At 59.7% G+C, this 26,358-nt stretch carries 26 protein-coding genes; 8 read left to right on the top strand and 18 right to left on the bottom strand.

The genetic code is table 11. From position 1 onward, the window contains the following. Positions 1-71: 71 nt before the first annotated feature. Both ACR0ID_RS10280 and ACR0ID_RS10275 read right to left on the bottom strand, forming a co-directional pair. Positions 72-1,061, bottom strand: a complete 990-nt coding sequence (locus ACR0ID_RS10280; RefSeq protein WP_480519163.1) for a methylenetetrahydrofolate reductase — start codon at positions 1,059-1,061, stop codon at positions 72-74. Continuing rightward, positions 1,058-1,639: a methylenetetrahydrofolate reductase C-terminal domain-containing protein gene (locus ACR0ID_RS10275; RefSeq protein WP_480519165.1), complete on the bottom strand. Its 582-nt coding sequence runs from the start codon at positions 1,637-1,639 to the stop codon at positions 1,058-1,060. The genes ACR0ID_RS10280 and ACR0ID_RS10275 overlap by 4 nt, the downstream gene beginning before the upstream one ends. 260 nt (positions 1,640-1,899) lie before the next feature. On the opposite strand from ACR0ID_RS10275, the gene ACR0ID_RS10270 reads away from it, so the two are divergent. Genes ACR0ID_RS10270 through ACR0ID_RS10260 form a run of 3 tightly spaced genes read left to right on the top strand, consistent with a single transcriptional unit; the run spans position 1,900 to position 4,336 of the window. Beyond that, complete coding sequence (locus ACR0ID_RS10270) at positions 1,900-2,832, top strand: bifunctional riboflavin kinase/FAD synthetase (protein ID WP_480519267.1); 933 nt, start codon at positions 1,900-1,902, stop codon at positions 2,830-2,832. Beyond that, positions 2,829-3,302 (top strand): YcgN family cysteine cluster protein, encoded by a 474-nt coding sequence (locus ACR0ID_RS10265; protein ID WP_480519167.1) that lies wholly within the window; start codon positions 2,829-2,831, stop codon positions 3,300-3,302. The genes ACR0ID_RS10270 and ACR0ID_RS10265 overlap by 4 nt, the downstream gene beginning before the upstream one ends. Further along, a complete protein-coding gene (locus ACR0ID_RS10260; RefSeq protein WP_480605204.1) occupies positions 3,302-4,336 on the top strand; it encodes a threonine aldolase family protein in 1,035 nt (344 codons plus the stop codon). Before ACR0ID_RS10265 ends, ACR0ID_RS10260 begins: the two co-directional genes overlap by 1 nt. Here ACR0ID_RS10260 and ACR0ID_RS10255 read toward each other — a convergent pair. Further along, positions 4,323-5,138 carry an alpha/beta fold hydrolase gene (locus ACR0ID_RS10255; protein ID WP_480519171.1) on the bottom strand — a complete coding sequence of 272 codons (816 nt, stop codon included), beginning with the start codon at positions 5,136-5,138 and terminating at the stop codon, positions 4,323-4,325. The genes ACR0ID_RS10260 and ACR0ID_RS10255 overlap by 14 nt on opposite strands. Before the next feature lie 14 nt (positions 5,139-5,152). Beyond that, entirely contained in the window at positions 5,153-5,755 is a 603-nt protein-coding gene (locus ACR0ID_RS10250) for a DsbA family protein (protein WP_480519173.1), read from the bottom strand. 107 nt (positions 5,756-5,862) lie between these two features. Here ACR0ID_RS10250 and ACR0ID_RS10245 point away from each other — a divergent pair, with 107 nt between their 5' ends. Together ACR0ID_RS10245 and rpiB are read left to right on the top strand one after the other, a co-directional pair. Beyond that, a complete protein-coding gene (locus ACR0ID_RS10245; protein WP_480475441.1) occupies positions 5,863-6,882 on the top strand; it encodes a ribose-phosphate pyrophosphokinase in 1,020 nt (339 codons plus the stop codon). A gap of 105 nt (positions 6,883-6,987) precedes the next feature. Further along, entirely contained in the window at positions 6,988-7,437 is a 450-nt protein-coding gene (rpiB, locus tag ACR0ID_RS10240) for a ribose 5-phosphate isomerase B (RefSeq protein WP_480476904.1), read from the top strand. A gap of 28 nt (positions 7,438-7,465) precedes the next feature. Here rpiB and ACR0ID_RS10235 read toward each other — a convergent pair whose 3' ends face one another. The 7 genes from ACR0ID_RS10235 to ACR0ID_RS10205 all read right to left on the bottom strand — a co-directional run bounded on the left by ACR0ID_RS10235 (position 7,466) and on the right by ACR0ID_RS10205 (position 13,823). After that, positions 7,466-7,816, bottom strand: coding sequence for an H-type lectin domain-containing protein (locus tag ACR0ID_RS10235; protein WP_480493596.1), 351 nt, complete (start codon positions 7,814-7,816; stop codon positions 7,466-7,468). A gap of 114 nt (positions 7,817-7,930) precedes the next feature. Then, positions 7,931-8,341 (bottom strand): F0F1 ATP synthase subunit epsilon, encoded by a 411-nt coding sequence (locus ACR0ID_RS10230; RefSeq protein ID WP_209504801.1) that lies wholly within the window; start codon positions 8,339-8,341, stop codon positions 7,931-7,933. Positions 8,342-8,353: 12 nt separating this feature from the next. Then, the gene (atpD, locus tag ACR0ID_RS10225) at positions 8,354-9,778 is read right to left on the bottom strand and encodes a F0F1 ATP synthase subunit beta (protein ID WP_480475437.1); all 1,425 of its coding nucleotides are present in this window, start codon (positions 9,776-9,778) and stop codon (positions 8,354-8,356) included. Between the two features lie 20 nt (positions 9,779-9,798). Next, a complete protein-coding gene (locus ACR0ID_RS10220) occupies positions 9,799-10,674 on the bottom strand; it encodes a F0F1 ATP synthase subunit gamma (protein WP_480475434.1) in 876 nt (291 codons plus the stop codon). A 12-nt stretch (positions 10,675-10,686) separates the two neighbouring features. Further along, entirely contained in the window at positions 10,687-12,225 is a 1,539-nt protein-coding gene (atpA, locus tag ACR0ID_RS10215) for a F0F1 ATP synthase subunit alpha (protein WP_480475432.1), read from the bottom strand. Next, a complete protein-coding gene (locus ACR0ID_RS10210; RefSeq protein ID WP_480493594.1) occupies positions 12,226-12,786 on the bottom strand; it encodes a F0F1 ATP synthase subunit delta in 561 nt (186 codons plus the stop codon). It abuts the gene before it with no gap. Between the two features lie 302 nt (positions 12,787-13,088). Further along, positions 13,089-13,823: a class I SAM-dependent methyltransferase gene (locus ACR0ID_RS10205; RefSeq protein WP_480493592.1), complete on the bottom strand. Its 735-nt coding sequence runs from the start codon at positions 13,821-13,823 to the stop codon at positions 13,089-13,091. Between the two features lie 61 nt (positions 13,824-13,884). Between ACR0ID_RS10205 and gloB the strand changes: the two genes are divergently transcribed. Together gloB and clpA are read left to right on the top strand one after the other, a co-directional pair. Beyond that, complete coding sequence (gene gloB / locus ACR0ID_RS10200; RefSeq protein ID WP_480605199.1) at positions 13,885-14,652, top strand: hydroxyacylglutathione hydrolase; 768 nt, start codon at positions 13,885-13,887, stop codon at positions 14,650-14,652. 174 nt (positions 14,653-14,826) lie between these two features. Next, positions 14,827-17,151 carry an ATP-dependent Clp protease ATP-binding subunit ClpA gene (gene clpA / locus ACR0ID_RS10195; protein ID WP_480605197.1) on the top strand — a complete coding sequence of 775 codons (2,325 nt, stop codon included), beginning with the start codon at positions 14,827-14,829 and terminating at the stop codon, positions 17,149-17,151. A gap of 244 nt (positions 17,152-17,395) precedes the next feature. On the opposite strand, the gene ACR0ID_RS10190 is transcribed toward clpA, so the two are convergent. From ACR0ID_RS10190 to ACR0ID_RS10180, 3 genes are all read right to left on the bottom strand, one after another. Beyond that, positions 17,396-19,138: a peptidoglycan -binding protein gene (locus tag ACR0ID_RS10190; RefSeq protein ID WP_480605195.1), complete on the bottom strand. Its 1,743-nt coding sequence runs from the start codon at positions 19,136-19,138 to the stop codon at positions 17,396-17,398. Between the two features lie 3 nt (positions 19,139-19,141). Beyond that, complete coding sequence (locus ACR0ID_RS10185; protein WP_480482292.1) at positions 19,142-20,320, bottom strand: biopolymer transporter ExbB; 1,179 nt, start codon at positions 20,318-20,320, stop codon at positions 19,142-19,144. Between the two features lie 69 nt (positions 20,321-20,389). Next, positions 20,390-20,920 (bottom strand): gamma-glutamylcyclotransferase, encoded by a 531-nt coding sequence (locus ACR0ID_RS10180; protein WP_267365629.1) that lies wholly within the window; start codon positions 20,918-20,920, stop codon positions 20,390-20,392. Positions 20,921-20,987: 67 nt separating this feature from the next. Here ACR0ID_RS10180 and ACR0ID_RS10175 point away from each other — a divergent pair, with 67 nt between their 5' ends. Next, a complete protein-coding gene (locus ACR0ID_RS10175) occupies positions 20,988-21,989 on the top strand; it encodes a DUF2125 domain-containing protein (protein WP_480605193.1) in 1,002 nt (333 codons plus the stop codon). On the opposite strand, the gene ACR0ID_RS10170 is transcribed toward ACR0ID_RS10175, so the two are convergent. The 4 genes from ACR0ID_RS10170 to ACR0ID_RS10155 form a co-directional block, all read right to left on the bottom strand. After that, positions 21,986-22,837, bottom strand: coding sequence for an extensin-like domain-containing protein (locus ACR0ID_RS10170; protein WP_480605191.1), 852 nt, complete (start codon positions 22,835-22,837; stop codon positions 21,986-21,988). The genes ACR0ID_RS10175 and ACR0ID_RS10170 overlap by 4 nt on opposite strands. Further along, a complete protein-coding gene (locus tag ACR0ID_RS10165) occupies positions 22,834-23,754 on the bottom strand; it encodes a prephenate/arogenate dehydrogenase family protein (protein ID WP_480605189.1) in 921 nt (306 codons plus the stop codon). The genes ACR0ID_RS10170 and ACR0ID_RS10165 overlap by 4 nt, the downstream gene beginning before the upstream one ends. Next, positions 23,751-24,836, bottom strand: a complete 1,086-nt coding sequence (hisC, locus tag ACR0ID_RS10160) for a histidinol-phosphate transaminase (protein ID WP_480605187.1) — start codon at positions 24,834-24,836, stop codon at positions 23,751-23,753. The genes ACR0ID_RS10165 and hisC overlap by 4 nt, the downstream gene beginning before the upstream one ends. Positions 24,837-24,900: 64 nt before the next feature. Next, positions 24,901-26,316, bottom strand: a complete 1,416-nt coding sequence (locus tag ACR0ID_RS10155; RefSeq protein WP_480605185.1) for an aminotransferase class V-fold PLP-dependent enzyme — start codon at positions 26,314-26,316, stop codon at positions 24,901-24,903. Between the last annotated feature and the right edge of the window lie 42 nt (positions 26,317-26,358).

Raw genomic sequence — 26,358 nt, 5'->3', positions numbered from 1 at the left:
CAAACACATCCATGCAAAAGGCGCCTGACCGGCGCCTTTTTTGTTGGGACACTGAGTTTTGCCTGTGCCTTTCAGGACGGGCGGGCGCGTTTTCGCCCTTTCAACGCACCGGATTCCAGAATGATCTCTGACACCACGTGCTCGCGCCTGTAAGCCATCACATGAACACCGGACACCCCCGCGATATCGCGGATCTGCTGGATCAGTTCGATACAGATCTTCTTGCCCTCGTCAGCTGGTTTTTCGGCTTTCTCCATCCGCTCGATTACCTGATCGGGGATGTGAATGCCGGGAACATTGCTGCGCATCCAGCGAGCTGCACGCGCTGACGCGATCGGGCCGACGCCCGCGATGATGAACACTTTCTTGTCCAGTCCCGCATCCCGTACCCGCGCCATGAATTTCTCGAACAGCGGAATGTCGTAGATGTAATTGGTCTGAATATACTCGGCCCCGGCCTCAACCTTCTTTGCCAGACGATCAGGTCGCCAGTCATAAGGCGGTATGCAGGGGTTTTCGGCAGCACCAAGGAACAGTTGCGGCGGGCGCGTGATCTTACGACCAGAAAGGAACATTCCCTGATCGCGCATCGTGCGGATCGTCCGCAACAGGGTCAGGGAATCGAAATCGAATACCGGTTTTGCCCCCGGCTGATCCCCGACGCCGACGCCGTCGCCAGTCAGGCACAGCACGTTACTGACGCCCAACGCCGCAGCCCCCAGAACATCGCCCTGAATGGCAATCCGGTTCCGGTCGCGGCAGGAAATCTGATAGACCGGAGAATAACCCGCGCGCGTCAGCAAGGCACAAATCCCAATCGAGGACATATGGCAGTTCGCGCCCGAAGCATCGGTTGCATTGATCGCGTCAGCCACTTCGCCAAGCGGTTGGGCCGCCTGAAAAACATCCTCGGGGTCGGCACTGTCGGGTGGGTTCAACTCGGCGGTGACTGCGAAACGGCCTGAACGGAGCACCTTCTCCAACCGGCTGTGCGACACATGTCCTTGGGGAACCGGAACATAGCCAATCGGCTCCACCTCGTTGCGATGGGTATCACTCATTTCTTCAGTTCCCGGTTTATCGCGTTGGGTGGTTCGGCGGCCAGTGGTGCCGCAGAAGGTTCATTCTCGCGCGCTTCGGGGAATGCCTCGGCCAGCGCCAACCGGGCTGCATCCCGGGTCTCGCGCTCGTGCGCTGCAATCTCGCGGCTGACCCGCAGCCAGGATGACGAGCCTTTCAACGTGTGCTCCACCGGCGGAAGAACTTCTTTTATCTTGTCGGCTCCGTGCCGCATGCGGCTGGCTCCGTTCCAGGCCAGGGCCCAGACGCATTTCATATCCGGCTTCACCTCGCAAAACTCGCCGGGACGTACGCCGCCACATGGGCCATTGCGCAATTGCTTTGGGCAGTTCATCGGGCAGGACATTCCGGTGGATGACAACACGCATTGCCCGCACATCTTGCAATCAAACAACAGGGTTTTGACGCCCTTCTCGACCAATGCAATGGGGCGTTCGACGCGGTTATATCCGATCTTTGCAAATATCGGGTCCATCGCGACCATGCCGCGTTCGACACATTTATAGATCCACTCGAAAGTGCGGGCATGACGAATCGCGAACAGTCGCATTCGGTACATGGGTCTGCCTCCTGTGCTGGGTTCATTCGAACCTCGCCGGGCTTTGATCCGGTGCGCCTTAATCCAGGGAACCGGATTTTCAGTCTAAACCCGGAGTTTTTTTTGAATCAAGCGGTTGGAGGCGCTAGGCCTGAAATACTTGGATTGGCCTCGTGCGGTTTCCCGGCCAAGCGAAATGTTCAAGGCTATTCGCAGGATCGCTTTCTTCGAAATCAAACTGCCGCTTGAACAAATTGACTCGCGCCGCTACGCAATCGTCTATGCACATCATCCGGGATATCCAGTTCGTCCAGCCAGAAGATCGCGGCGCCAGCGTGGCAATCGGGAATTTCGACGGCGTTCATTTGGGGCATCAGTCGGTCATTGAACTGGCCCGTAATGCAGCGCCGGACGCGCCGCTGGGTGTGTTGACCTTCGAGCCGCATCCGCGGGAGTATTTTGCGCCTGACGCGCCTCCGTTCCGCCTGATGCGGGGCAATGCGCGAGCGCACCGGCTGGAGAAGCTGGGCGTAGAGAAGCTGTATGAACTGCCGTTCAACGCCGCGCTGGCCGGGCTTTCGCCAATGGAGTTTGCGCGCAACGTGATCTGCGACGGGCTGGGCCTGTCGCATGTCGTGGTGGGTGCCGATTTCTGCTTTGGCAAGGGCCGCAGTGGCACGGCGCAGGATCTGGTGAAGTTCGGGCAGGACATGGGGTTCGGTGTGACGATTGCGCCTTTGATGGAACGGTCGGAAAATGTTGTATCCTCAACCGCCATTCGCACCGCGCTGAGCGACGGCCGCCCACGGGACGCAGCCGCGATGCTGGGACACTGGCACCGGATCGAAGGCGAAGTGATCGGGGGCGAACAGCGCGGGCGCGAGCTGGGCTTTCCCACCGCGAACATGTCCATCGAAGGGCTGCATCCGCCAAAATTCGGTGTCTACGCCGTACTGGTGGATGTGTTGGATGGGCCGCATAAGGGCAGCTATCACGGTGCGGCCTCGATCGGGGTGCGCCCGATGTTTAACGGCCAGGTGCCCAATATCGAAACCTTCCTGTTCGACTTTTCGGGCGATCTGTACGGGGCGACCCTGTCGGTGGGTCTGATCGACTTTCTGCGCCCCGAGATGACATTCGACGGGCTGGAGAGTCTGATCACGCAGATGGATGCCGACTGCGAACAGGCCCGCGGTATATTGACCGCCCTATGAGTGTTGATCCGATTGAACGCGCGGGCCTGCCTGCCCGGTTTTGGGAGCGCAAACCCCTGCGCCAAATGAACCAGCGCGAGTGGGAGGCGTTGTGTGATGGCTGCGGCAAATGCTGCCTGAACAAGCTGGAAGATGAAGACACGGGCGAGGTTGCCCTGACCTGCGTCGCATGCCGCTTGCTGGATGATGAAAGCTGCCGCTGCGTACAATACGACATCCGGCATCAATTCGTGCCCGAATGCATCGTCATGACCCCCGACAATATCGACGAACATGCCTATTGGTTGCCGCAAACCTGCGCGTATCGGTTGCTGTGGGAAGGCAAACCGCTTTACGACTGGCACCCGTTGATATCTGGTACAGCGGACAGTGTGCACGCTGCCGGGATCTCGGTTCAGGGGCGCACGGTGTCTGAGTTTGAGACACCCATGGAAGAGTGGGAAGATTACATAATCGAGGAGCCAAGCTGATGCATTTCGCGTCTGACAATTCCGGGCCGGTTCATCCACAGGTCATGGCCAGGCTGGCCGAGGTCAATCAGGGCTATCAGATGGCCTATGGCGCGGATACGCTGATGAACGAGGTGCGCGACCGTATCCGCAGTATATTCGAGGCTCCGGGTGCTGCGGTCTATCTGGTGGCGACCGGGACAGCAGCGAATTCGCTCGCCCTTGCAACATTGTCAAAGCCTTGGGAAACGGTCTTCTGTTCCCCAGTCGCGCATATCCACGAGGACGAATGCAACGCACCGGAGTTTTACAGCGGCGCCAAGCTGACCCTGGTACCGGGCGGAGACAAGATGACCCCTGAGGCTTTGCGCGGGTCAATTCTGGGCGAGGAAACACGCGGTGTGCATGGGCCGCAGCGCGGACCCGTGTCGATCACACAAGTGACCGAGCGCGGATCGGTCTATTCGCTGGCAGAGTTGCAGGCCCTGTGCGAGGTCGCCAAGACGTACGGCCTGCCCGTGCATCTGGACGGCGCGCGCTTTACCAACGCGTTGGTTGCGCTGAACTGTTCCCCTGCGGATATGACATGGAAAGCAGGTGTAGATGCTGTCAGTTTTGGTGGCACCAAGAACGGTCTCATGGGTGTCGAGGCGGTTGTGTTCTTTGATGAAAGCAAAGCCTGGGAGTTTGAGCTGCGGCGCAAGCGCGGGGCGCATCTGTTTTCCAAACACCGCTATCTGTCCGCTCAGATGGCGGCCTATCTGGAAGACGACCTGTGGCTGAAGATGGCGCGTCAGGCCAATGACAACTGCGCCCGCTTGGCCGAGGGGTTGCGCGCCAAGGGGGCCGCATTTCTGCACGAACCGCAGGCCAATATGATCTTTGCCTCATTCCCACGCGCGAAGCACAAGCAACTGCACAAGGCAGGCGCGGTTTATCACCTTTGGGGTGCAGAGCTGGAAGGCGAGGATAACAACGAAAACCTCGCGTGCAGGCTGGTTTGCGACTGGTCCATCGGAGCGGCGGAGATCGATCAGTTTCTCAATCTGCTTTGACGCCTAACGGGGCGTTGGTCTGCCAGAACGCCCGCAGCAAAGCGCCGGTTTCATCAGGGTGTGAAATCGGCAGCATGTGCCCTGCGCCGTTTATGCGTTCATGGCGCGCATCAGGCAGGCGCCGTTGCAGCCCTGCGCAAATCGCGTGGATCACTGGCGGCGTCTCTGACCCGCTCAGCAACAGGGTCGGCATCGATGCGCGCCGGAGCCGATCCGGGTCAAGCAACCCTGCCTGATCGTCATAGAGCACAGGGTGCACAGCAGGAACCGCATCGATTCCACGCACCATATTTGCCCGCGTGCGCTCGGGCAAATCAGGCCATTTGGGGCTGATCTTCGTGCTCCACGCCCTGTTGAACAGGCGCGCGGCCAGAGCCTTGTCACCAGATTCGAAGGCCGCACTGACTGGCTCGGAGTCCCGTTCGTGCTGTTCGAACAACAGCGGCGCATCCTGTTTCGCAACTGCAAAGAACACGGGTTCGATCAGGATCAGGCTGCGCACGCGCTCGGGATGCTCAATTGCCAGCCTGAGTGCGATCATCGCCCCAAAGGAATGCCCGATTACATCCATGGGTTCCGTCAATTCAGCCAGGGCCGGTTTGGTCACTGCGTCAAAGAAATCACCCTGCCCGTCCCAATCCGGGCTGCGCCCATGCGACAGCATATCCGGGGCAACAAATGTCGCACAGCCATTCAGCGCACTGGCCAAACCAGACCAGGCACCGGAATGCGCAATCGTGCAATGGAGGGCGAGCAGTTTCCGCTCCCCCTCACCCAAGTGCCTGACGAAAACGGATTGCATCGTGGCCCTGACCGTCACCCGTTCATCTCGGCCAGATGCCGATCCAGATCGTCCAGCCTGTCCTGACCCCAGAACCGCTGGTCGTCGGGCGTGATGTAGAACGGTGCGCCGAAGACACCCCGGTCCACGGCTTCCTCGAGGTTGGCGGCGTAGGTTTCTGCGCCCACCAGCAAGCCGCTGTCTGCCAGACCGGGATCAAACCCGGCTTGCGTCAGACATTCGCGGATGACATCGTCCTGTGCGATATCCTTTTCCTCGGCCCAGCAGGCGCGAAGGAAGCTATGACACAGCTTACCCACATCGCCCGAGCCGTCCTTGATCGCGGCAATAACCGCATAAGATGACGGGGCCATGTTGGTCGGCCAGTGCGCGGGTTTCAGATTGAACTCCATCCCCAGATTCTTCGATTGGCGCAGCAGCTCCTGTGCGCGGTACTCGATACGAGAGATATGCCGGTCTTTCGGAGGGGTCCCCCCGGTGCGCGCGAACAGGGCGATAATGTCCAGCGGCTTATAGTTGATCGTCGCGCCGTGTTTCGCCGCGATTTCTTCCAACCGCATCCCTGCCAGATAGGAATAGGGCGAGAGTGTCGCAAAAAAGTAGTCAATCTGGGTCATGTGCACTTTCTCCGCTGCGTTACCTTTGCGGGACGGTAAGGCCATGCTAAGCGGTGTCAACATCACGATTCTGTCACATTGCCATTGCTGCCCGGGGACCTCAGCCGATGCCGACACTTCACGAACCCAAGCTTATCGCTGGGAACGCCAACCTTCCGCTTGCCCAAGCCATCGCACGCCGCATGAGCCTGTACCGAGGCGTTGATCAGGGTCTGGTCGATGCGCGTGTCGAACGGTTCAACGACGGTGAGATTTTCGTGGAAGTGTTCGAAAATGTGCGCGGCGAGGATATGTTCATTATCCAACCGACCTCGAACCCGGCCAATGACAACCTGATGGAACTGCTGATCATCGCCGATGCGCTGCGCCGGTCGTCCGCGCAGCGGATCACCGCCGTGATCCCGTATTTCGGGTACGCCCGTCAGGACCGTCGCACCAAGGCCCGCACGCCCATCAGCGCCAAGCTGGTGGCCAACATGTTGACAGGGGCCGGGATCGAACGGATCCTGACCATGGACTTGCATGCGGCCCAGATTCAGGGCTTTTTCGATATGCCCGTGGACAACCTTTATGCCTCGCCCATCTTTGCGCTGGATGTGAGGCATCAGTTCAAGGGAAATCTGGATGAAATCATGGTCGTTTCACCTGACGTGGGCGGCGTGGCCCGCGCGCGTGAACTGGCCAAGCGGATCAACGCCCCTTTGTCGATCGTGGACAAGCGCCGCGAGAAAGCGGGCGAAGTGGCCGAGATGACCGTGATCGGGGATGTGAAGGACAAGATCTGTCTGATCGTCGACGACATGTGCGACACCGCCGGAACGCTGTGCAAGGCAGCGCAGGTGCTGCTGGATAACGGTGCGAAAGAGGTTCATTCCTACATCACGCATGGCGTCATGAGCGGCCCTGCGGTGGAACGGGTGACAAATTCGGTGATGAAGTCGCTGGTGCTGACCGACACGATCCAGCCAACCAAAGAGATTTTGGGCGCCAAGAACATCCGCATTGTTCCGACCGCGCCTATCTTTACGCAGGCGATCCTGAACATCTGGAACGGAACCAGCGTGTCATCCCTGTTCGAAGACAAGACGCTGACGCCGATCTACGAATCCATGTACCAGATGGATTGAGTTTGGACGGGTCGACAGAATGTGTCGTCCCTTTCTTTTTGAACCACCGGTTGCGCACAAGTCTGCCTCATGCGCGCGATCAGCGACACAAGCGGACCGATCTCCATGACTGGCAACAAACGCATTGTTCTTTCCAGCGACCACGCGGCTATCGAGCTGCGTCAGGCCGTGGCCAACCACATCGCGCAGCAAGGCTGGGACGTGGTCGATATCGGCCCGACGACCCATGAAAGCACCCATTACCCCAAACACGGCAAGGCCGCGGCACTGGCCGTAGCCTCGGGTGATTGCGGATTGGGGATTATCCTCTGCGGCACGGGTCAGGGCATCATGATGGCCGCAAACAAGGTGCCCGGCATTCGCTGCGGCGTCTGTTCGGACGCGTTTTCCGCCCGGATGATCCGCCAGCATAACAATGCCAATATGCTGTCGATTGGCGCGCGTGTTGTCGGCGAAGGACAGGCGCTGGATATTGTGGATGCGTTTCTGGGTGCCGAATTTGAAGGCGGCCGCCACGCCACACGGGTCGACATGATCGAAGCGCAGGACGACTGAGGCCTGCGCCTGTCCTGCAAGCCCAGGATCAGGAAATGTCCCAGTCGTCCGGGTGCGCCACCTCTCCAAACGCGGTCCAGCTGATCCGGATGCGGGCAATCCGCGTGTCGGACCAAGTCCGAAACACCGCTTCAAACCCTTCTGTGGTGACATTTTCTGCCTGAACCTCGGCGCGCAGGGCTGATGATGTGTCGACATCCCAAAGGGAAATCCCGATCTGAACAATGGGCGGGCTAAGAAACGTGTCCTTGAATTGGATGGGTTTCCGACGTTCGCGGGGGCCTTCGCCAGTCCACATGTCCCCGCCTTCGGCAAATTCCGAAAACAGAACACTTTCACCTTGATCGATGCCAATGGGATGGGTCAGAAATTTTTTCATGTATTCATCATTATACTTGAATTTCCGCAACTTATCCCTGCTTTTTGGCAAAAGCACGACAAAAAAACGGCCCCGCAATCGCGAGGCCGTTCCAATTTTTCACTGTTAAGCCAATTACAGGCTCATATGCGTCCCAAGCGCTTCCATGTCGGCCAGCAGCTTGGCGGCTTCGTCGACGATCGACATATCGTCGCCGCCCTTTGCCGCTTCGTGCGAGGCGCGTGCCTCGGCAATCAGCTCGTCCATATGCGAACGGGTGATTTCCGAAACCGGAACCGCCTTTTCGGCCAGAACCGACAGGCTGTCGCCGTTGATCTGGGCAAACCCGCCGGTGACCAGGTATTCGCTGGACCCTTCGGGTGCCTCAACCTTCAGCAGACCGGGGCGCAGCGTTGTGATGGTGGGGGCGTGATCGGGCATCGCCGTCATGTCCCCGTCTGCGCCGGGAATCTGGACCGCGGTGACCTCGAGCGAAGCTAAGCTCCGCTCGGGGCTGACGAGGTCGAAATGCATCGTGTTTGCCATCAGGGATACTCCTTAGGCGGCTGCTGCTGCCATTTTTTCGGCTTTGGCGATCACTTCGTCGATGCCGCCAACCATCAGGAAGGCTGCTTCGGGCAGGTGATCGTATTCGCCAGCCACAACGGCCTTGAACGACGAGATGGTGACATCCAGAGGAACCTGAACCCCCGGCGAGCCGGTGAAGACCTCGGCCACGTCGAACGGCTGTGACAGGAAGCGTTCGATCTTACGGGCACGGGCCACGGTCAGCTTGTCCTCTTCCGACAGTTCGTCCATGCCGAGGATGGCGATGATGTCCTGCAGCGACTTGTAGCGCTGGAGGATCTGCTGAACGTCGGTCGCAACCTTGTAGTGCTCTTCCCCGACGATGGCCGGGTCGAGCAGGCGCGAGGTCGAGTCGAGAGGGTCAACCGCAGGGTAGATACCCTTTTCCGAGATCGCACGGTTGAGAACGGTGGTCGCGTCGAGGTGCGCAAACGAAGTTGCCGGCGCGGGGTCGGTCAAGTCGTCCGCAGGCACGTAGATCGCCTGCACCGAAGTGATCGATCCGGCCTTTGTCGAGGTGATGCGTTCCTGCAGGGCGCCCATGTCAGTGGCCAGTGTCGGCTGGTAGCCCACAGCGGACGGGATACGACCCAGCAGAGCCGACACTTCGGAACCCGCCTGCGTGAAGCGGAAGATGTTGTCGACGAAGAACAGAACGTCGGTACCAGACTGGTCGCGGAACTGCTCGGCCAGGGTCAGACCGGTCAGAGCAACACGCGCACGCGCACCCGGAGGCTCGTTCATCTGACCGTAAACCAGGGCCACCTGGCTTTCCGACAGGTTGTCCGGCTTGATCACGTTCGATTCGATCATCTCGTGGTACAGGTCGTTGCCTTCACGGGTCCGTTCACCAACACCCGCAAACACCGAGAAGCCCGAGTGCACTTTTGCGATGTTGTTGATCAGTTCCATGATCAGAACAGTTTTACCAACGCCGGCGCCGCCAAACAGGCCAATCTTACCGCCTTTGGCGTAAGGGGCCAGCAGGTCAACCACCTTGATGCCGGTGACCAGAACTTCCGACTCGGTCGACTGTTCGGCAAAGGTCGGTGCGGGCTGGTGGATAGCGCGAACTTCGGTCGCCTCTACCGGACCTTTTTCGTCGATCGGCTCGCCGACGACGTTCAGGATGCGGCCCAGGGTGGCATTGCCAACCGGAACCGAGATCGGTGAACCGGTGTCGGTGACCACTTCGCCACGGACCAGACCTTCGGTCGCGTCCATCGCGATGGTGCGGACAGTGTTTTCACCCAGGTGCTGAGCAACTTCCAACACCAGGCGCTTGCCATTGTTGGTGGTTTCCAGCGCGTTCAGAATTTCAGGCAGCTGATCTTCGAAGTGCACGTCGACGACGGCCCCGATGATCTGTGTGACTTTGCCTTTTGCATTCGCCATGTTTCGTCTCCGGTTTGTCTCTACAGCGCCTCGGCGCCGGAAATAATTTCAATCAGCTCGTTGGTGATCACGGCCTGACGCGAGCGGTTGAACTGGATCGTCAGCTTGTCGATCATCTCACCCGCGTTGCGCGTCGCGTTGTCCATTGCGGACATCCGCGCGCCCTGTTCAGACGCTCCGTTTTCGAGCAGAGCCGAGAAGATCGCGGTCGCAACCCCCTTGGGCAGCAAGTCGGCCAGAATGGCCTCTTCGCTGGGCTCGTAGTCGAAGATGGCACCGCTGTCGTCACCTTCCGATTCCTCGAACGAGGCGGGGATGACCTGCTGTGCCGTCGGGATCTGGGTCACAACGTTGACGAACTTCGAATAGAAGATCATGGCAACGTCGAACTCGCCCCCGTCGAAGCGGGACAGGATGTCCTTTGCGATGTCCTGCGCGTTGGAATAACCCAGACGCTTGACCTCGCTCAGGTCCACATGCCCAACGAACAGATCGCCAAAATCACGCTTGAGCGCGTCACGGCCTTTCTTGCCGACGGTCAGGATCTTGACCGTCTTGCCCTTGCCGCGCAGCTCTTCCGCCTTCTGGCGGGCCAGCTTGGCGATGTTCGAGTTGAAGCCGCCACACAGGCCGCGTTCAGCTGTCAGCACAACCAGCAGATGGACATCATCACTGCCCGTACCACGGAGCAGCTTGGGGGCGCTGTCGCTGCCCCCAACCGACGCCGCCAGCCCCGCCATCACGGCATTGAACCGCTCGGCATAAGGGCGCGAGGCTTCGGCAGATTCCTGGGCGCGGCGCAGTTTTGCGGCCGCGACCATCTGCATGGCCTTGGTGATCTTGCGGGTCGATTTGACCGACTCGATCCTGTTTTTAAGGTCCTTCAGACTAGGCATCGGAACCTCCTATCAAGCGAAGGTCGCGGCGTATTCGTCGATCGCTGCTTTGAGTTTGTCGGACGCTTCACCTTTGATCTTTGGATCTTCGTCGGTGATCCACTTCAGCAGGTCAGCGTGCTTGCCGCGCAGATGCGCCAGCAGACCGGCCTCGTAGCGGCCAACGTCAGATACATCGATCTTGTCGAGATAGCCGTTGGTGCCAGCGAAGATGACGCAGACGATTTCCGCGTTGGTCAGCGGCGAGTACTGCGGCTGCTTCATCAGCTCGGTCAGGCGCGCACCACGGTTCAGAAGCTGCTGGGTTGCGGCGTCGAGGTCGGAACCAAACTGCGCAAAGGCCGCCATTTCGCGATACTGAGCCAGTTCCAGCTTGACCGGACCGGCAACCGATTTCATCGCGTCGGTCTGAGCCGACGAGCCCACACGCGAAACCGACAGACCGGTGTTCACAGCAGGACGGATGCCCTGATAGAACAGTTCGGTTTCCAGGAAGATCTGACCGTCGGTGATCGAGATCACGTTGGTCGGAATAAAGGCCGAAACGTCACCACCCTGTGTCTCGATAACCGGCAGAGCCGTCAGCGAACCAGCACCGAAGTCTTCGTTCAGCTTTGCCGAACGTTCCAGCAGGCGGGAGTGAAGGTAGAAAACGTCACCCGGATAGGCTTCGCGGCCCGGCGGGCGACGCAGCAACAGCGACATCTGACGATAGGACACGGCCTGTTTCGACAGGTCATCATAGATGATCAGCGCGTGACGGCCATTGTCACGGAAATATTCTGCCATCGCGGTTGCGGCATAGGGTGCCAGGAACTGCATCGGTGCCGGGTCGGACGCGGTTGCGGCGACAACGATCGAATATTCAATCGCACCGGATTCTTCCAGTTTCTTCACCAGCTGGGCAACGGTCGAACGCTTCTGACCGATCGCAACGTAAACGCAGTACAGTTTCTTCGACTCGTCGTCGCCCGCTGCTTCGTTATAGACTTTCTGGTTCAGGATGGTGTCCAGAGCCACGGCGGTTTTACCGGTCTGGCGGTCACCAATGATCAGCTCGCGCTGGCCACGGCCAATCGGGATCATCGCGTCAACCGATTTCAGGCCGGTTGCCATCGGTTCGTGCACCGATTTACGCGGAATGATACCGGGTGCTTTGACGTCTGCAACGCCGCGCTTGGTGGCATTGATCGGACCTTTGCCGTCCAGCGGGTTGCCCAGACCGTCAACAACACGGCCCAGCAGCTCGTCACCGATTGGAACGTCCACGATCGAGTTGGTGCGCTTGACGGTGTCACCTTCTTTGATGTCACGGTCAGAACCGAAGATAACGACACCGACGTTGTCGCTTTCCAAGTTCAGCGCCATCCCCATGATGCCGCCGGGGAATTCGACCATCTCACCGGCTTGAACGTTGTCCAGGCCATATACACGGGCAATCCCGTCACCGACGCTCAACACGCGACCGATCTCGGCCACTTCGGCTTCCTGACCAAAATTCTTGATCTGGTCCTTCAGGATTGCAGAAATCTCTGCAGCTTGGATTCCCATTTATCCGACCTCTTTCATTGCATTCTGTAGGGAGTTCAGCTTCGAACGGATCGAACTGTCGATCATTTTCGAGCCCACTTTGACGACAAGACCGCCGATGAGGCTTTCATCAACGGTCGCATTGATAGTTACGGTCTTGCCCACACGCTCGGACAGCGTCTTGGACAGTTTTTCCAGTTGTGTCTTGGTCAGCGCCTTGGCCGAGGCGACATCGGCGGTCACTTCGCCACGCTCATCAGCCAGCATGTCACGCAGCACCTGCACCAGTTGCGGCACAACAAACAGGCGGCGTTTCTGCGCCATCAGACCCAGCGTATTGCGCAGGATGGCGTTCAGGCCCATCTTGTCAGCAATTGCGGTGATCGCAGCTTCCTGCTGAGTACGCGAAACCAGCGGCGATGCGATTAGGTCGCGCAGGTCGGCACTGTCGCCCAGTGCTGCTGCCAGATCATTGATGCCGGATTCCAGACCCGCAAGGTCATTATTCTCTTTTGCGATCTCGAAGATCGCGGTGGCATAGCGCTCGGCGATGCCTGTGGAAATCGAAGCTGGTTCGGACACGTCCACCCTTCCGATATTTGAGGCCCCGATTTTGGGTAGCGGCCGCTACCTTGGGGCGTGAGGAAACCCCGGCCAGACGGTCGGGGATCAAAATCACCGGGGATGTAGCAGAGGTGAACCAACCAAGCAATACGCTATAGCGGTAACAGATTTATCCACAAAATGTTAATTTTCATACACTTACACCAAGTGCGACCGTTTGGACCGGTCGCGGCAGTTGAAAAATGTTACGAATATGCAGGTTTTTGCGATTCCTGTGACTTTTTTCTCGCGAATTTGTCACTTTGGGATGCACACGGTTGTCACGCAGGCTTTAGCAGACCGTCAAGCGCCTTGATCGGCTTCCTGATGGCATGTTTGGTGACATTGCCCCGGGGCGGATGAATGTTCTTTGTGACCTCGACCATCAACACCCCGCCCGCCATGACAGTTGGAATACGCTGGCCAGTTTTTTCGATCAGACTGCCCGACTTCAACCAGAACCGCCGGAAGGACGGCGGCATGTAAAGAGCCGAGCAATGCGCCTCGGGCAGGAAGTAGTGCGACCTGAGCTGATTTTCCAGCTGAGTGGCGGAATAGGGACGGCCAAAGCCAAATGGCGTTTTGTCCGTACGTGACCACAGACCCGCCCGGTTCGGAACAATGAACACGGCCCTGCCACCGGGGCCCAGAACGCGCCAGCATTCCTCGAGCAGCTGGTTTGGCCGCTCGGACGTCTCCAGCCCGTGCATCACCACAAGCTTGTCCACGTGACCGGTTTCAATGGGCCACCGGGTCTCTTCCGTCAGGACCGAGACATTGGGCATCCCCGCGGGCCAGGGCATCACACCTTGCGGGCCGGGCATCAGCCCGATGACCCGGCGCGCATCGGCCAGATAAGGGCGCAACAGCGGCACGGCAAAGCCAAAACCGGCAACTGTCTGACCTTTGGCTTCGGGCCAGAGCTCGGTCAGCCGCCCGCGAATAGCCGCCTGTGCCGCGCGCCCAAGGGTGCTGCGGTAGTAGAAGTTCCTCAGATCCTGCACATCAAGATGCATTGCGGACATCCGGTCAATCGGCTTAGCTGGGCGCAGTCTAGCAATGAAAGGGCAAAAGGCCATGCCTCTTGAAATCGTTACAATCCCGTGCCTCAGCGACAATTACGCCTTTCTGGCCCATGACAGCGGCAATGGCCAGACTGCGCTGATCGATGCCCCAGAAGCCACGCCGATTCTTGCGGCGCTGGAAGATCGGGGATGGGCGTTGTCACATGTGCTGCTGACCCATCATCACTGGGATCACGTTGAAGGGCTAGCCGAAATTCTGGCCAAACACCCTACAATGGTCATCGGTGCGGCCGCCGACGCGCACCGCCTGCCCCCGCTGGACCAGCAGGTTGCCGAAGGCGACAGCTTTGAGGTCGGTGGCGAACCAGTCGAGGTGATGGACGTTTCGGGGCACACGGTTGGTCATATCGCGTTTTATCTTCCGCAAAGCGCGGTCGTCTTTACCGCTGACAGCCTGATGGCTCTCGGATGTGGACGTCTGTTCGAAGGCAGCCCGGCGCAGATGTGGGCGTCGCTGAGCAAGCTGGCCGCTTTGCCGGACGACACTCTGGTCTGTTCGGGGCATGAATATACACAATCCAACGCAAAATTCGCCATTACCGTCGATCCCGAGAACGCTGCGTTGAAACAGCGAATTGCCGATATCGACCGCGCCCGCGCCGCTGGCGAAGCCACTGTTCCGTCGATTTTGGCGCTTGAAAAAGCCACCAACCCGTTCCTGAGGGCCACTGATCCGGCGATTCAGGCCCATCTTGGTATGGCAAACGCCGATCCTGCGGCGGTTTTCGCCGAAATCCGGGGTAGAAAAGACAGGTTCTGATGCTTATTTGCCCCTCTTCACGGCCACGGTCACAACAAATGTGACTGTCAAGTGAAAGAAAACCCTTGAAGCCGGGCCACGATCAACCAAACTCTAATAGTATGAGGACATGGTTGGGATGGGGTTCCGGCCGAAAGCCCGCCCCCTTCTGACCCAAGACAGAGGAGCACCCGCGTGCCTTCATTCTCGAGCACACTGGAACAAGCCATCCACGCGGCCCTTGCGGCTGCGAATGAACGGCGACACGAATTTGCAACGCTGGAGCATTTGCTGCTGGCGCTTCTGGAAGAACCCGATGCGGTGCGCGTCATGAAAGCGTGCAGCGTCGATCTGGACGAGTTGCGCAGCACTCTGGTTGAGTTCATAGACGAAGATCTTTCAAATCTGGTCACGGATATCGACGGGTCCGAAGCCGTACCGACGGCAGCGTTCCAGCGCGTCATTCAGCGCGCCGCGATCCATGTGCAAAGCTCGGGCAGGACCGAAGTGACCGGTGCCAATGTACTGGTCGCCATTTTTGCCGAGCGCGAAAGCAATGCCGCCTATTTCCTTCAGGAACAGGACATGACCCGGTACGACGCGGTCAATTTCATCGCCCATGGCGTGGCCAAAGACCCCGCTTATGGTGAAAGCCGGTCGGTATCCGGTGCGGATCAGGTGGAAGAAGAAGCTCAGACAGGATCCGGCGACACGGAACAAAAAGAAAGTGCGCTTGGGAAATACTGTATTGACCTGAACTCGAAATCGCGCGCGGGTGATGTCGATCCGCTGATCGGGCGCGCGGATGAGGTGGAACGCTGTATCCAGGTGCTGTGCCGCCGCCGCAAGAACAACCCGCTGCTGGTGGGCGATCCGGGCGTGGGCAAAACCGCCATTGCCGAAGGTCTGGCGCACAAGATCGTCGCCGGAGAAGCCCCAGATGTCTTGGCACACACCACCATCTATTCGCTGGATATGGGCGCACTGCTGGCTGGGACCCGTTATCGCGGCGATTTCGAAGAGCGCCTGAAGGCGGTTGTAACCGAGCTGGAAGAGCACCCCGACGCAGTGCTGTTCATCGACGAAATCCATACCGTGATCGGTGCCGGTGCAACCTCGGGCGGGGCGATGGATGCCTCGAACCTGCTGAAGCCTGCGTTGCAGGGCGGCAAGCTGCGCACCATGGGCTCGACCACCTACAAAGAGTTCCGACAGCATTTTGAAAAGGACCGAGCCCTGTCGCGCCGGTTCCAGAAGATCGATGTGAACGAACCTTCGGTTGAAGACAGCGTCAAGATCCTGCGCGGTCTGAAACCCTATTTTGAGAAACATCACGACATCAAATACACCGCTGATGCGATCAGAACCGCAGTCGAGCTGTCGGCACGTTACATCAACGACCGCAAGCTGCCCGACAAGGCCATCGACGTGATTGATGAGGCTGGCGCGGCGCAGCATCTGGTGGCGGAAAGCAAACGGCGCAAGACCATCGGGGTCAAAGAGATTGAGGCCGTGGTTGCCAAGATCGCCCGCATCCCGCCCAAGAACGTCACCAAGGACGATGCCGAGGTGCTGAAAGACCTCGAAGCCTCGCTGAAACGGGTGGTCTTTGGGCAGAATCTGGCGATCGAGGCGCTGGCCAGCGCAATCAAACTGGCGCGCGCCGGCCTGCGGGAGCCTGAAAAGCCCATCGGCAACTATCTGTTTGCCGGTCCGACCGGTGTGGGCAAGACCGAGGTGGCGAAACAGCTGGCGGATACGCTGGGCGTTGAACTGCTGCGTTTCGACATGTCGGAATACATGGAGAAACACGCGGTCAGCCGTCTGATCGGCGCACCTCCGGGCTATGTCGGGTTCGATCAGGGGGGTCTGCTGACCGACGGTGTCGACCAGCATCCGCATTGTGTGTTGCTGCTGGACGAGATTGAAAAGGCGCACCCGGACGTGTTCAACATCCTGTTGCAGGTGATGGACCATGGCGAGCTGACTGACCATAACGGTCGTACAGTGAACTTCCGCAACGTGGTGCTGATCATGACCTCGAACGCGGGGGCGCAAGAGCAGGCCAAGGCCGCGATCGGGTTCGGTCGTGACCGTCGAGAGGGCGAAGACACTGCCGCGATTGAACGCATGTTCACGCCGGAATTCCGCAACCGTCTGGATGCCGTGATCTCGTTCGCGCCGCTGCCGAAAGAGGTCATTTTGCAGGTGGTCGAGAAATTCGTCCTGCAACTGGAAGCCCAACTGCTGGATCGTGGTGTGACCATTGATCTGACACCCAAAGCCGCCGAATGGCTGGCGGACAAAGGGTATGACGACAAGATGGGTGCGCGCCCGCTGGGCCGTGTCATTCAGGAATACATCAAGAAACCGCTGGCCGAAGAGTTGCTGTTTGGCAAGCTGGCAAAAGGCGGTGTGGTCCGTGTCTCGGTCAAGAAGGGTGATCTGGATCTTGATATCCTTGGCCCGGATCAACCGCGCATTTCGGGTGACAAGCCTCCGCTTCTGACGGCAGACTGATCGCCCACCGCATCAAACAGAAAACCCGCCTACCAAGGCGGGTTTTCTTCGTTTCGCCCAACACAGACAAGGACTCATCCACTCGACCGGGGTCGCGTTAGCGTCTCGGTTATACTGCGTGTGAAACGCCTGTCTGACATGCGCCGCCTTGATTCTCCAACGGCTCTGGTCACTGTGGCCGGTATCGCCAATAACCGGTTGCGGGGCGGCGGCTTGTTTTCGTGGTTGCTGAGGGCCAGAGGCTTTACCTTTCGGTCAGCTTCAACTCGATCCGGCGGTTTTGCGCGTGTGCCTCCGGCGTATCAGCGGGGTTGACGGGCTGGAATTCGCCAAACCCGTTGGCTGCAAGGCGGTTGGGCGGAATGCCCAGCGCGTCAACCATATAGCGCACAACCGACAGCGCGCGACCCTGGCTGAGCTCCCAGTTGTCGCGATACCGGCCCGACCCCGCCAGAGGAACGTTGTCGGTGTGGCCGTCGACCCGGATCACCCAGTTCAGACCGGGCGGGATTTCAGCAGCGACACTGCGCAGGATGCTGGCCACCTTGGCGACCTCCTGCTGCCCTTCTTCGGACAGCACGGCGGACCCGGTCGGGAACAGAACCTCGGACGAGAACACGAACCGGTCGCCTTCGATGCGCACCCCTTCCTGACCGCCAAGGACATCCCGCAAACGACCAAAAAATTCCGAGCGATAGCGTTGCAGATCCTCGGCCTGTGCCGCCAATTCCTGGTTCTGCCCGGCCAGTGCCTCGGCCTCGGCCTCAAGACGCAGGCGTTCCGCTTCTTCCAGTAGACGTCGCCTGCGTTCTTCGGATGCGGCACGGGCCAGCGCTGCGTTCAGGTCCTGCCCTAATGTCTGAATCTGCACCTCGGCGGCGGCGTTGCGTTCTTCGAAATCGTCTAGCAGCGACTGCAAGGAGCCCAATTGCCCGCGCAAGGCGGCGATCTGCTGGTTCAGCAGTGCGGCTTCTCGCTGCGCTTCGACAGAGATTTCTTTTTCTTCCGAAAGCGTCGCATTGGCGAGGTCCAACAAGGCCTGCCGCTGCTCGGCCAGAGAGCGTTGCGCATCAGCATCCGCCTGCGCTTGCGTCTGCGCCTGCAAAGCGGCTTCAAGCTGGGCCCTCAGTTCATCCGGGTTCACGTCGCCAAACTGACGCTCCAACGCGGCACGCGCCGCCTGTGCTGCGGCCAGCAGGGTGAGTGTGTCTTCGGCCTCTTTGCGTTGCGCTTCCAGAGCAAGTGTCATGGCCGTCAGCTCGGCATCGGCATCCAGAAGGCGGTTACGCAACGCCTCGGCGGCGGCGGCTTCGGCCAGACGGGCGGCTTCTTCATCGCTGAGCTGCTGTTCAAGGGTGGTGATCTGGGCGTCCCGGTCGGCGCTGCCTTGCTCCAGATCCGCCACCAGCGCTTCCAGTGCTTCACGACGGGCAGCGGCCAAACGGGCGGCTTCGGTCTGTGCGTCGATTTCCTCGCGGCTTTGGGCAAGGGCCAGGTTCAACGCCTCTTGCTCGGTCAGCAGTTTCGCGCGCTGCGATTCAAGCACTGCAATATCACCCAGTGCCCGTTCCTGTTCGGCCAGCAGGGCTGCCACCTGTGCTTCAAAATTGGTGATCCGGGTCTGCGCCTGATCCAGAGCGGCAGCCTGGCGGTCGCGCTCGGTGGTCAGTGACGCGATCAGTGACTGGGCTTGCGCCAGATCGTCTTCAGCCTGAGACAGGGTGGTATTCAACGCCCCAAGGCGCGCCTGCAACCGGCTGTTTTCGCGTTCTTCCAGCCCCAGCGCACCCGCCAGCGCCGCGATTTCGTCAGCCAATGTGGTCAGTTCGTCTTCCTGACCCGAGATGGTTTCGCGCAGCACAAACTGGATCACCATGAAGATGGTCAGCACAAAGGTCAGCACCATCAACAGCCCCGTCATCGCGTCGACGAAACCGGGCCAGACCGAGCCCTGGAACCGTTGACCGGTGCGGCGGGACAGCGCCATGGGCTATTCTCCTTCCGGCGTGGTGCGTACCGCACCGCGCGGCAGGGTCAGCGCCTTGACCAGCAGTTCAATATCCTTGCGGAACTCATTCATGCTTTCCTGCCGGCCCGCCGAAATCTCTTCGAGGATACGCAGCAGCTGCACATCCATCGAGCGCAGGCGCATCCGGCTTTCGGCGTCGATACCTTCACCCGCACCGTGATCGCGCATGTGATCCAGCAGGGCTTCCTGACCCAGCGCCACGCGTTCCAGCGCCGCCGTAACACTTTCGGTATTGGCCTGACGGTTGTTCATCTCACCGATCACATCGACCAGCAAACCCAGCTTGGCGGAAACCTCGGCCCGGTCGCTTTCCTGCGCAGAGAACAGATCCTGCAAGGCATCCATCTGTTCGGACATGGCGTCCAGCACCGGCGTGAGCACGGCAATTTCGGCACCGCCTTCTTCTCCACCTGCGAAACCTAAGCGGGTGATCGAAGACAGCCATTCTTCAAGCTCGCGATAGAAGCGGTTCTGCCCGTGCCCTGCAAAAACTTCGAGCAAGCCGACGATCAGCGACCCGGCCAGACCCAACAGAGACGATCCGAACGCAACACCCATCCCCTGCAATTGCGCCTCGAGCCCGGTCATCAGGCGGTTGAAAACGGCCAGCCCTTCCTCGCCCTCCTGCGGGTTTAGGCTGCGGATGGTATCGACAATGGCCGGCACGGTTGTCGCCAGTCCAAAGAACGTACCCAAAAGACCCAGATAGATCAGCACGTTGGTGATATAGCGGGTGATTTCACGCTCTTCCTCGACCCGTTCGGCCACAGAATCCAGAATAGAGCGGGTCGAGGTCGAACTGATCTGCGACCGCGCACCCCGTTCGCGCAGCAATGAGGCCAGAGGTGCCAACAATTGCGGTGTGCGGGCGTCTTCACGAACAACACCGCCAACGAATGCCTCGATCCAGCGCACGGACCCGATCAGTTGTGTCACCTGATAGAAACAGGCAAACACGCCGATCAGGAACACCATCAGGATGAAGCCGTTCAGGTACGGGTTGGCGAAGAACACCGGCAACACATAGGGCAGCGCCAGAAACACACCCAGCCCGGACAGGCCGATCGCCATCAACATCAACAGAATCTGTCGCGTTGGATGCGAGAAATGGGGTCTCGCGCCCTGATGTGCCTGCGCCATGCGCGTGGTTCCCGGTATTTGCCTGCTCTGCGTCGAAACTAGCGAAATTCCACTGGTGACGCCAAGAGTTTATGCGGTAATACTGCGCACCCGTTGCGCCAACCACTCAAGATCGGGGTCGCGCAGGCCGATCTCGGCCAGATGTTCGGCAGTGTTGTAGAGGTATTCATCATTCGGGCCGCGTCCGCCAACCGCGTGGGCGATGATCCGGGCCTGATCCTCCAAAGGCATGCCGCCGCAGTATTGCACATGGTCGGCATCGATCACATAGGTCACGGCGTTGACGATGTCGCCATTTTCCAGATGCACATCCAGCATACGTTCGACATAGGCCGACGAGATCAGCTCGCGCTCGCGCAGTTCGTGCAGGGTGCGGTCTTCGTGACCGGTTTCAACCGCAAGGGCCAGACCGGTGCAGATCGCGTTTGCCTGTTCGTCCAGCGCCAGCACCAGACCCGGTTCTTCTTCGGTTCCCCGGTGGTGGATCGAGCTCATGCAGAAGGACCGGGCATAGCCATGCAGTGTCGCGCGTTCGCTGCGTGCGACCGGAAAGCCCGGATTCCACAGCAGCGATCCATAACCGAAAACCCACATCGTCATTGCACTGGTCCTTGCCCGTTTGGGCCTATAAACATCAATTCCGAGGCAGGAAAAAGGGCCAAAGCTCATGCGCCGTGTCATACGAGTAGTCATTTTTAGCGGCATCCTGTGGAGCGCCTATTGGTTTGTCGCCGGATATGGCCTGCGCGTGGCAATCACTGGCTGGTTTGATCAACAACAGGCCCGTGGCTGGCTGGCTGATTTCTCGGACGTGACAACGGCAGGGTATCCGACCCACCACTTGACCCGCCTGAACAATCCCGCCCTTGCCGACCCGGTGAATGGCACAGCCTGGAGCGCGGACTGGATCGAATTCGAAAGCCCAGCGATCTGGCCCGGCCGGCAGGTGCTGCGGTTTGCCGAAACGCCCCAACGTCTGTCTTATTACGATCAGACGTCAACGATTGTCGCAGATGAGTTGATTGCCGAACTACAGTTGCAACCCGGCGTTTCGCTTGTGCTTGAGAAACTGGCGCTGACGGCAGGGGCTTGGTCGGTGACCGAAAACTCCACAGCACTGGCCGCTGGGGACACCCTAAGCCTGATCATGGCGCAAACATCCCAACCCGAAGCTTATGCCATTACCGCCCGCGCGGATGGGTTCACACCCGGTGACCGGTTGCGGGTCCTTATGAATTCGGCCGCGTCGCTGCCGCAGTCCTTCGAAACGCTGGAACTGGACATGGTCACCACGTTCAGCAAAGTCTGGGACAGGTCGGCGCTGGAACACAGCAGACCGCAGCCCGTGGCCATAGACCTGCGACTGGCCGAGATCAAATGGGGTGGGTTACGCCTGTTTGCGGCTGGTAAGCTGGATGTAGACTCACAGGGTGTTCCGAGCGGTGAGATCGCCGTCAAGGCCGAGAACTGGCGCGATATGATCGACATGGCAAACGCGGCAGGTGCACTGCCCGATCAGGCGGTTGATCCTGTCACCCGTGCACTGAATTTTCTGGCAGGGTTGGGCGGCAACCCCAACGCGCTGGACCTGCAACTGAACTTCCGGGATGGTTTTGTAGCCCTGGGGCCGGTGCCGCTGGGCCCTGCCCCGCGGCTGATCCTGCGTTAACGGCAATACGCTCCGCTGCGGTAGCGTGCCGTATCCAGATGGAAATGATCGCGATGGTAGCCGTCCGAGTTCGGCCCCAATACCGTGCCGAACGGGCCACACGCACCGCGCCAGATCTTCTGCAATTGCTTCTGTGACGGGTTCTTGCGCCATCCTTCCAGGACGGTCACGACCTCACCATCGGCCAACTTGAAGGCCGAAATATCGATGGCGCGTCCTTTGCCGTGCTCGGAAATCCGCGCGCCCTTGCGGTTGTTGCGAGTTCGGCACGCATAATGGGCTGCCACCTGCAATTCGACCACCGGGCCGCGGCGTTTGAAGGTGGGTTTGACCGTTTTGTCGACCCATTTGTTCAGTGCAACTGCGGTGCCGCAATCCATCGTCGCCGGGCGGCTGAGTGCCACACCGGAAACAGAGGTGATCTGCACCGCATCTTTTACGCCACAGGCCGAGTTGTCGCTGCCGACCCTGCCGACGGGCTTGCCCTGAATGGCGATATCTCCGCAAACTGACCCTTTACGCAGCTTGCGCTTCTTGAAAAGCACCTGCTGTTCAAGCGATTCAGGTCTCAAGTAAGGCATCAGCGACGTGTCGGGCCCCAGCAGTGGCAATTCCGATGGTCGCGCCAGTGCAGCAGTGACCTGCGGTGAAACCGGACGTGAGATGGGGCGCAGATCGGTTATGGCCGCGACGGACACCGGGGCAACAGCGGACACAACCTGAACGTTGTGCTGGTCCAGAATCGGACGTGCGGGAGGAACCAGAGATCGTTCCAGAGGTGTTGCCTGTGTGGCCACGGCGCACAACGCCATGATCCCGATCAGAAATTGCCCCCGGTATAACCTCATGAACCTGCCTTTCCCCGCCCGAAATCCGGTGCGTCGGTGTCCTGCCCCGCGTCGATGATGCCGCGACGAATAGCACGGGTATGGGTGAAGTAGTCAAACAAATGTTCCCCGTCCCCGGTCCGGATGGCACGTTGCAGCGCAAACAGCTCTTCCGTGAACCGGCCCAGGATTTCCAGCGTCGCGTCTTTGTTGGACAGGAACACATCGCGCCACATGGTCGGGTCGGATGCGGCGATGCGAGTGAAGTCCCGGAAACCCGCGGCCGAGTATTTGATCACTTCGCTATCGGTCACCCGGCGCAGATCGTCGGCCACGCCAACCATCGTGTAGGCGATCAGGTGCGGCGCATGGGACGTGACGGCCAGAACCAGATCGTGATGATCGGCGTCCATCTCATCGACATGGGAGCCCATACCTTCCCACAACGCCCGAAGGCGGGCGATTGCATCCGGGTCGGTTCCTTCGACGGGCACCAGCAGGCACCAGCGATTGTCGAACAATCTGGCAAAACCCGATTCCGGACCGGAATGTTCCGTCCCTGCCAAAGGATGCGCGGGAATGAAATGCACACCTTCGGGGATATGCGGCTGAACTGCGTGAATGACATGCCGCTTGACTGACCCCACATCCGACAGGGTCGCGCCGGGCTTGAGCACGGGTGCGATGTCTTCTGCGACGGCCCCCATTGCCCCCACAGGCACGCAAAGAACGACAAGATCAGCACCTTCGACCGCTTCGCGCGCCGTGTCACAGACGCGGTCGCACAGCCCGATTCTGCGCGCGGTGTCACGTGTCGCCTCGGACCGGGCATAGCCGGTCACTTCCCCGGCCAAGCCCCCACGCTTGATCGCCCAGAACATGGAGGAGGCAATCAGGCCCAGCCCGATCAGCGCAACCCGGTCGTAAATCTGGCTCATGCTGCGCCCTCTTTGAATGCTGTAATCACCGCAACGACGTGGCGGCAGGCTTCCTCATCGCCCACGGTGATCCGCAGGGCATTCGGCAGGTTGTAGCCTGCAACCCGGCGGACAATCAAACCCTGCGTTTTCAGATAGTCATCACAGGCCTCGGCCTCGGCCCTATCGGCAAAACGCGCGAGGATGAAATTGGTACAGGACGGGTCCGAGGGTACGCCAATCTTGTCCAGCGCCTCGGCCAGCCACACTCGCAGGCGCGCATTTTCAGATTGGCAGAACGTCAGGAAATCGACGTCGCTGATCGCTGCTTCGGCTGCGGCCAGGGCTGTCAAAGACAGGTTGAAGGGCTGACGCACCCGGTTCAGAACATCGATAATCGATTGGTGCGCATACCCCCAGCCGACCCGCATCCCGCCCAGCCCGTACACTTTCGAGAATGTGCGGGTCATGATTACGTTCTCATACGCATCCACCAAAGACGCGCCGCCATCGAAACCGTCGACGAATTCGGCATAGGCACCGTCCAGAACCATCAGGCAGGTATCAGGCAGACCCTGTGCCAGATGGTCCAGCTCGTCGTTCGAGATCATGGTCGAGGTCGGGTTACCGGGGTTGGTCACAAACACGATCCGCGTCTGGCTGGTTACGGCGGCCAGAATGGCATCCACATCGACTTTGCGGTCGCGCTCGGCCACCATGACCGGTGCGGCACCTGCCATGCGGGCGATGATCGGGTACATGGAGAACCCGTGTTCGGTATAGATCACCTCATCCCCCGGCCCTGCATAGGCCTGAGCGATGAATTGCAGAACCTCGTCGCTGCCGACACCGCAGATGATCTGCGCAGGGTCCAGTCCGTGACGCGCGCCGATGGCCGCGCGCAAACTGGCGTGGTCGGTGTTGGGGTACCGATGCAAAGTGGCCGCGCTGTCGCGCACCGCCTCAATCGCCTTGGGGCTGGGGCCGAACGGGTTCTCGTTCGAGCTCAGCTTGATCACATGCTCAACACCCGCCACATGTGACTGGCCGCCCTGATAAAGCGCGATGTCCATAATGCCGGGTTGCGGGGTGATCTTGGTCATGAGAGGCTCCGTTGATTGGGCCCCTCATACCTGTCTCAACGGATTGAGAAAAGCGGCAATTCCATTATGCGGCCTTGAAGCGCGCAGTCGCCGGGTCGGCGTTGTAATACGGTACGAATTCCTCGGTACGGCGCGACAGGTCATTGACACTGTCGATGATGAATTGAACCGTTTCCTCGCTCATCAGGTACGAGAAATTCAGGCGTACCCAGCCGGGTTTCTTCATCTCTTCGCCCGCAGACAAGGCCGCGTGCAGCGCCTCGGACGCGGCGCGGTCAATCCCCAGCAGGCGGTGGGCATAAGGCCCTGCGCAGGCACAGCCGCCGCGTGCCTGAATGCCGTAGACGTCGCTGAGCATCCGGGTAAACAGCTGCTGATGCACAGGCTGCCCCGCATTGTCGCGCACGAGGAAAGAGAAGATCGGCAGGCGATGCGGGTTATTGACCCCAAGCAATGTCAGGTTCGGATTATCCTTCCACCCGTCCAGCGCCATCTGGTTGTACTGCGCCTCGCGCCTTGCGATTTCTTCCGTGCCGACGACATCCTTGACGATAAAGGCCAGCGCCGCGCGGATGTCGCCGATCACGTTGGGCGTTCCCGCCTCTTCCCGCGCAGACAGGTCCGCGCTGTAGTCATGCCGCCACGGTGACACGAAACTTACGGTGCCACCACCCGGCCAGCTGGGGCAGTTCCGTTTGGCTGCAGCCCGGTTTACGATCAGAACACCCGAGGCCCCCGGACCGCCCGGAAACTTGTGCGGGGAAACGACGATCGCATCCTTGCGCGCGTCCGCCGGCCCCATATCCATCGGCAGGTAAGGCCCGCCTCCGGCGTAATCCCAAATCGCCACGGCACCATGCGCCTTGAGCAACCGCGTCACCGGATCAGGGTCAGTGACAATTCCGGTTACATTGGACGCCGCCGAAAAGGAACCGATCAGAAGATCTGCGCCTGCATGGGTCAACAGCGCGGTTTCCAGCGCCCCCAGGTCAACACCGCCACCTTCGGCTTCGGGGATTTCAACCACAAGTGCCTTGCTTTCCCGCCACGGCAGGATGTTCGAGTGATGCTCGTAAGGACCAATCAAGACAACCGGTTGGTCGGCCTCTGCCACCCCGAGCAGGCTGACCAACCGGTTGAGCCCCGCAGTGGCACCAGACCCGGTGAAGATCACCGCATCCTCTTCCTGGGCACCTACAATGCGGGCTATTTCCGCCCGCGCCTCGCGGCGCAGATGTGTCATGTAAGATCCGCAGTAAGAGGCCTCGGTGTGGCTGTTCGCGTAAAACGGCAACACATGTTGCGCCACAAAGTCTTCGACCTGCCGCAAGGCGCGACCCGAAGCGACGTAATCCGCATAGACAAGCGGCACGTCCCCATGCAGACCCGGGATCAGAACATTCTCTCCGATCAGCCCATCGCGCAGGTTTGAATTGTGAGCGGTGGAACAGAGTTCCGCACGAAACTTGGACAGGGACATTGCATTGGCTCCTAACTGTCCGAGTAATGTGATTTATTATTC

The sequence above is a fragment of the Ruegeria sp. AL2 genome (assembly GCF_056540845.1).
This window is presented reverse-complemented; position numbering and strand designations above follow the sequence as displayed.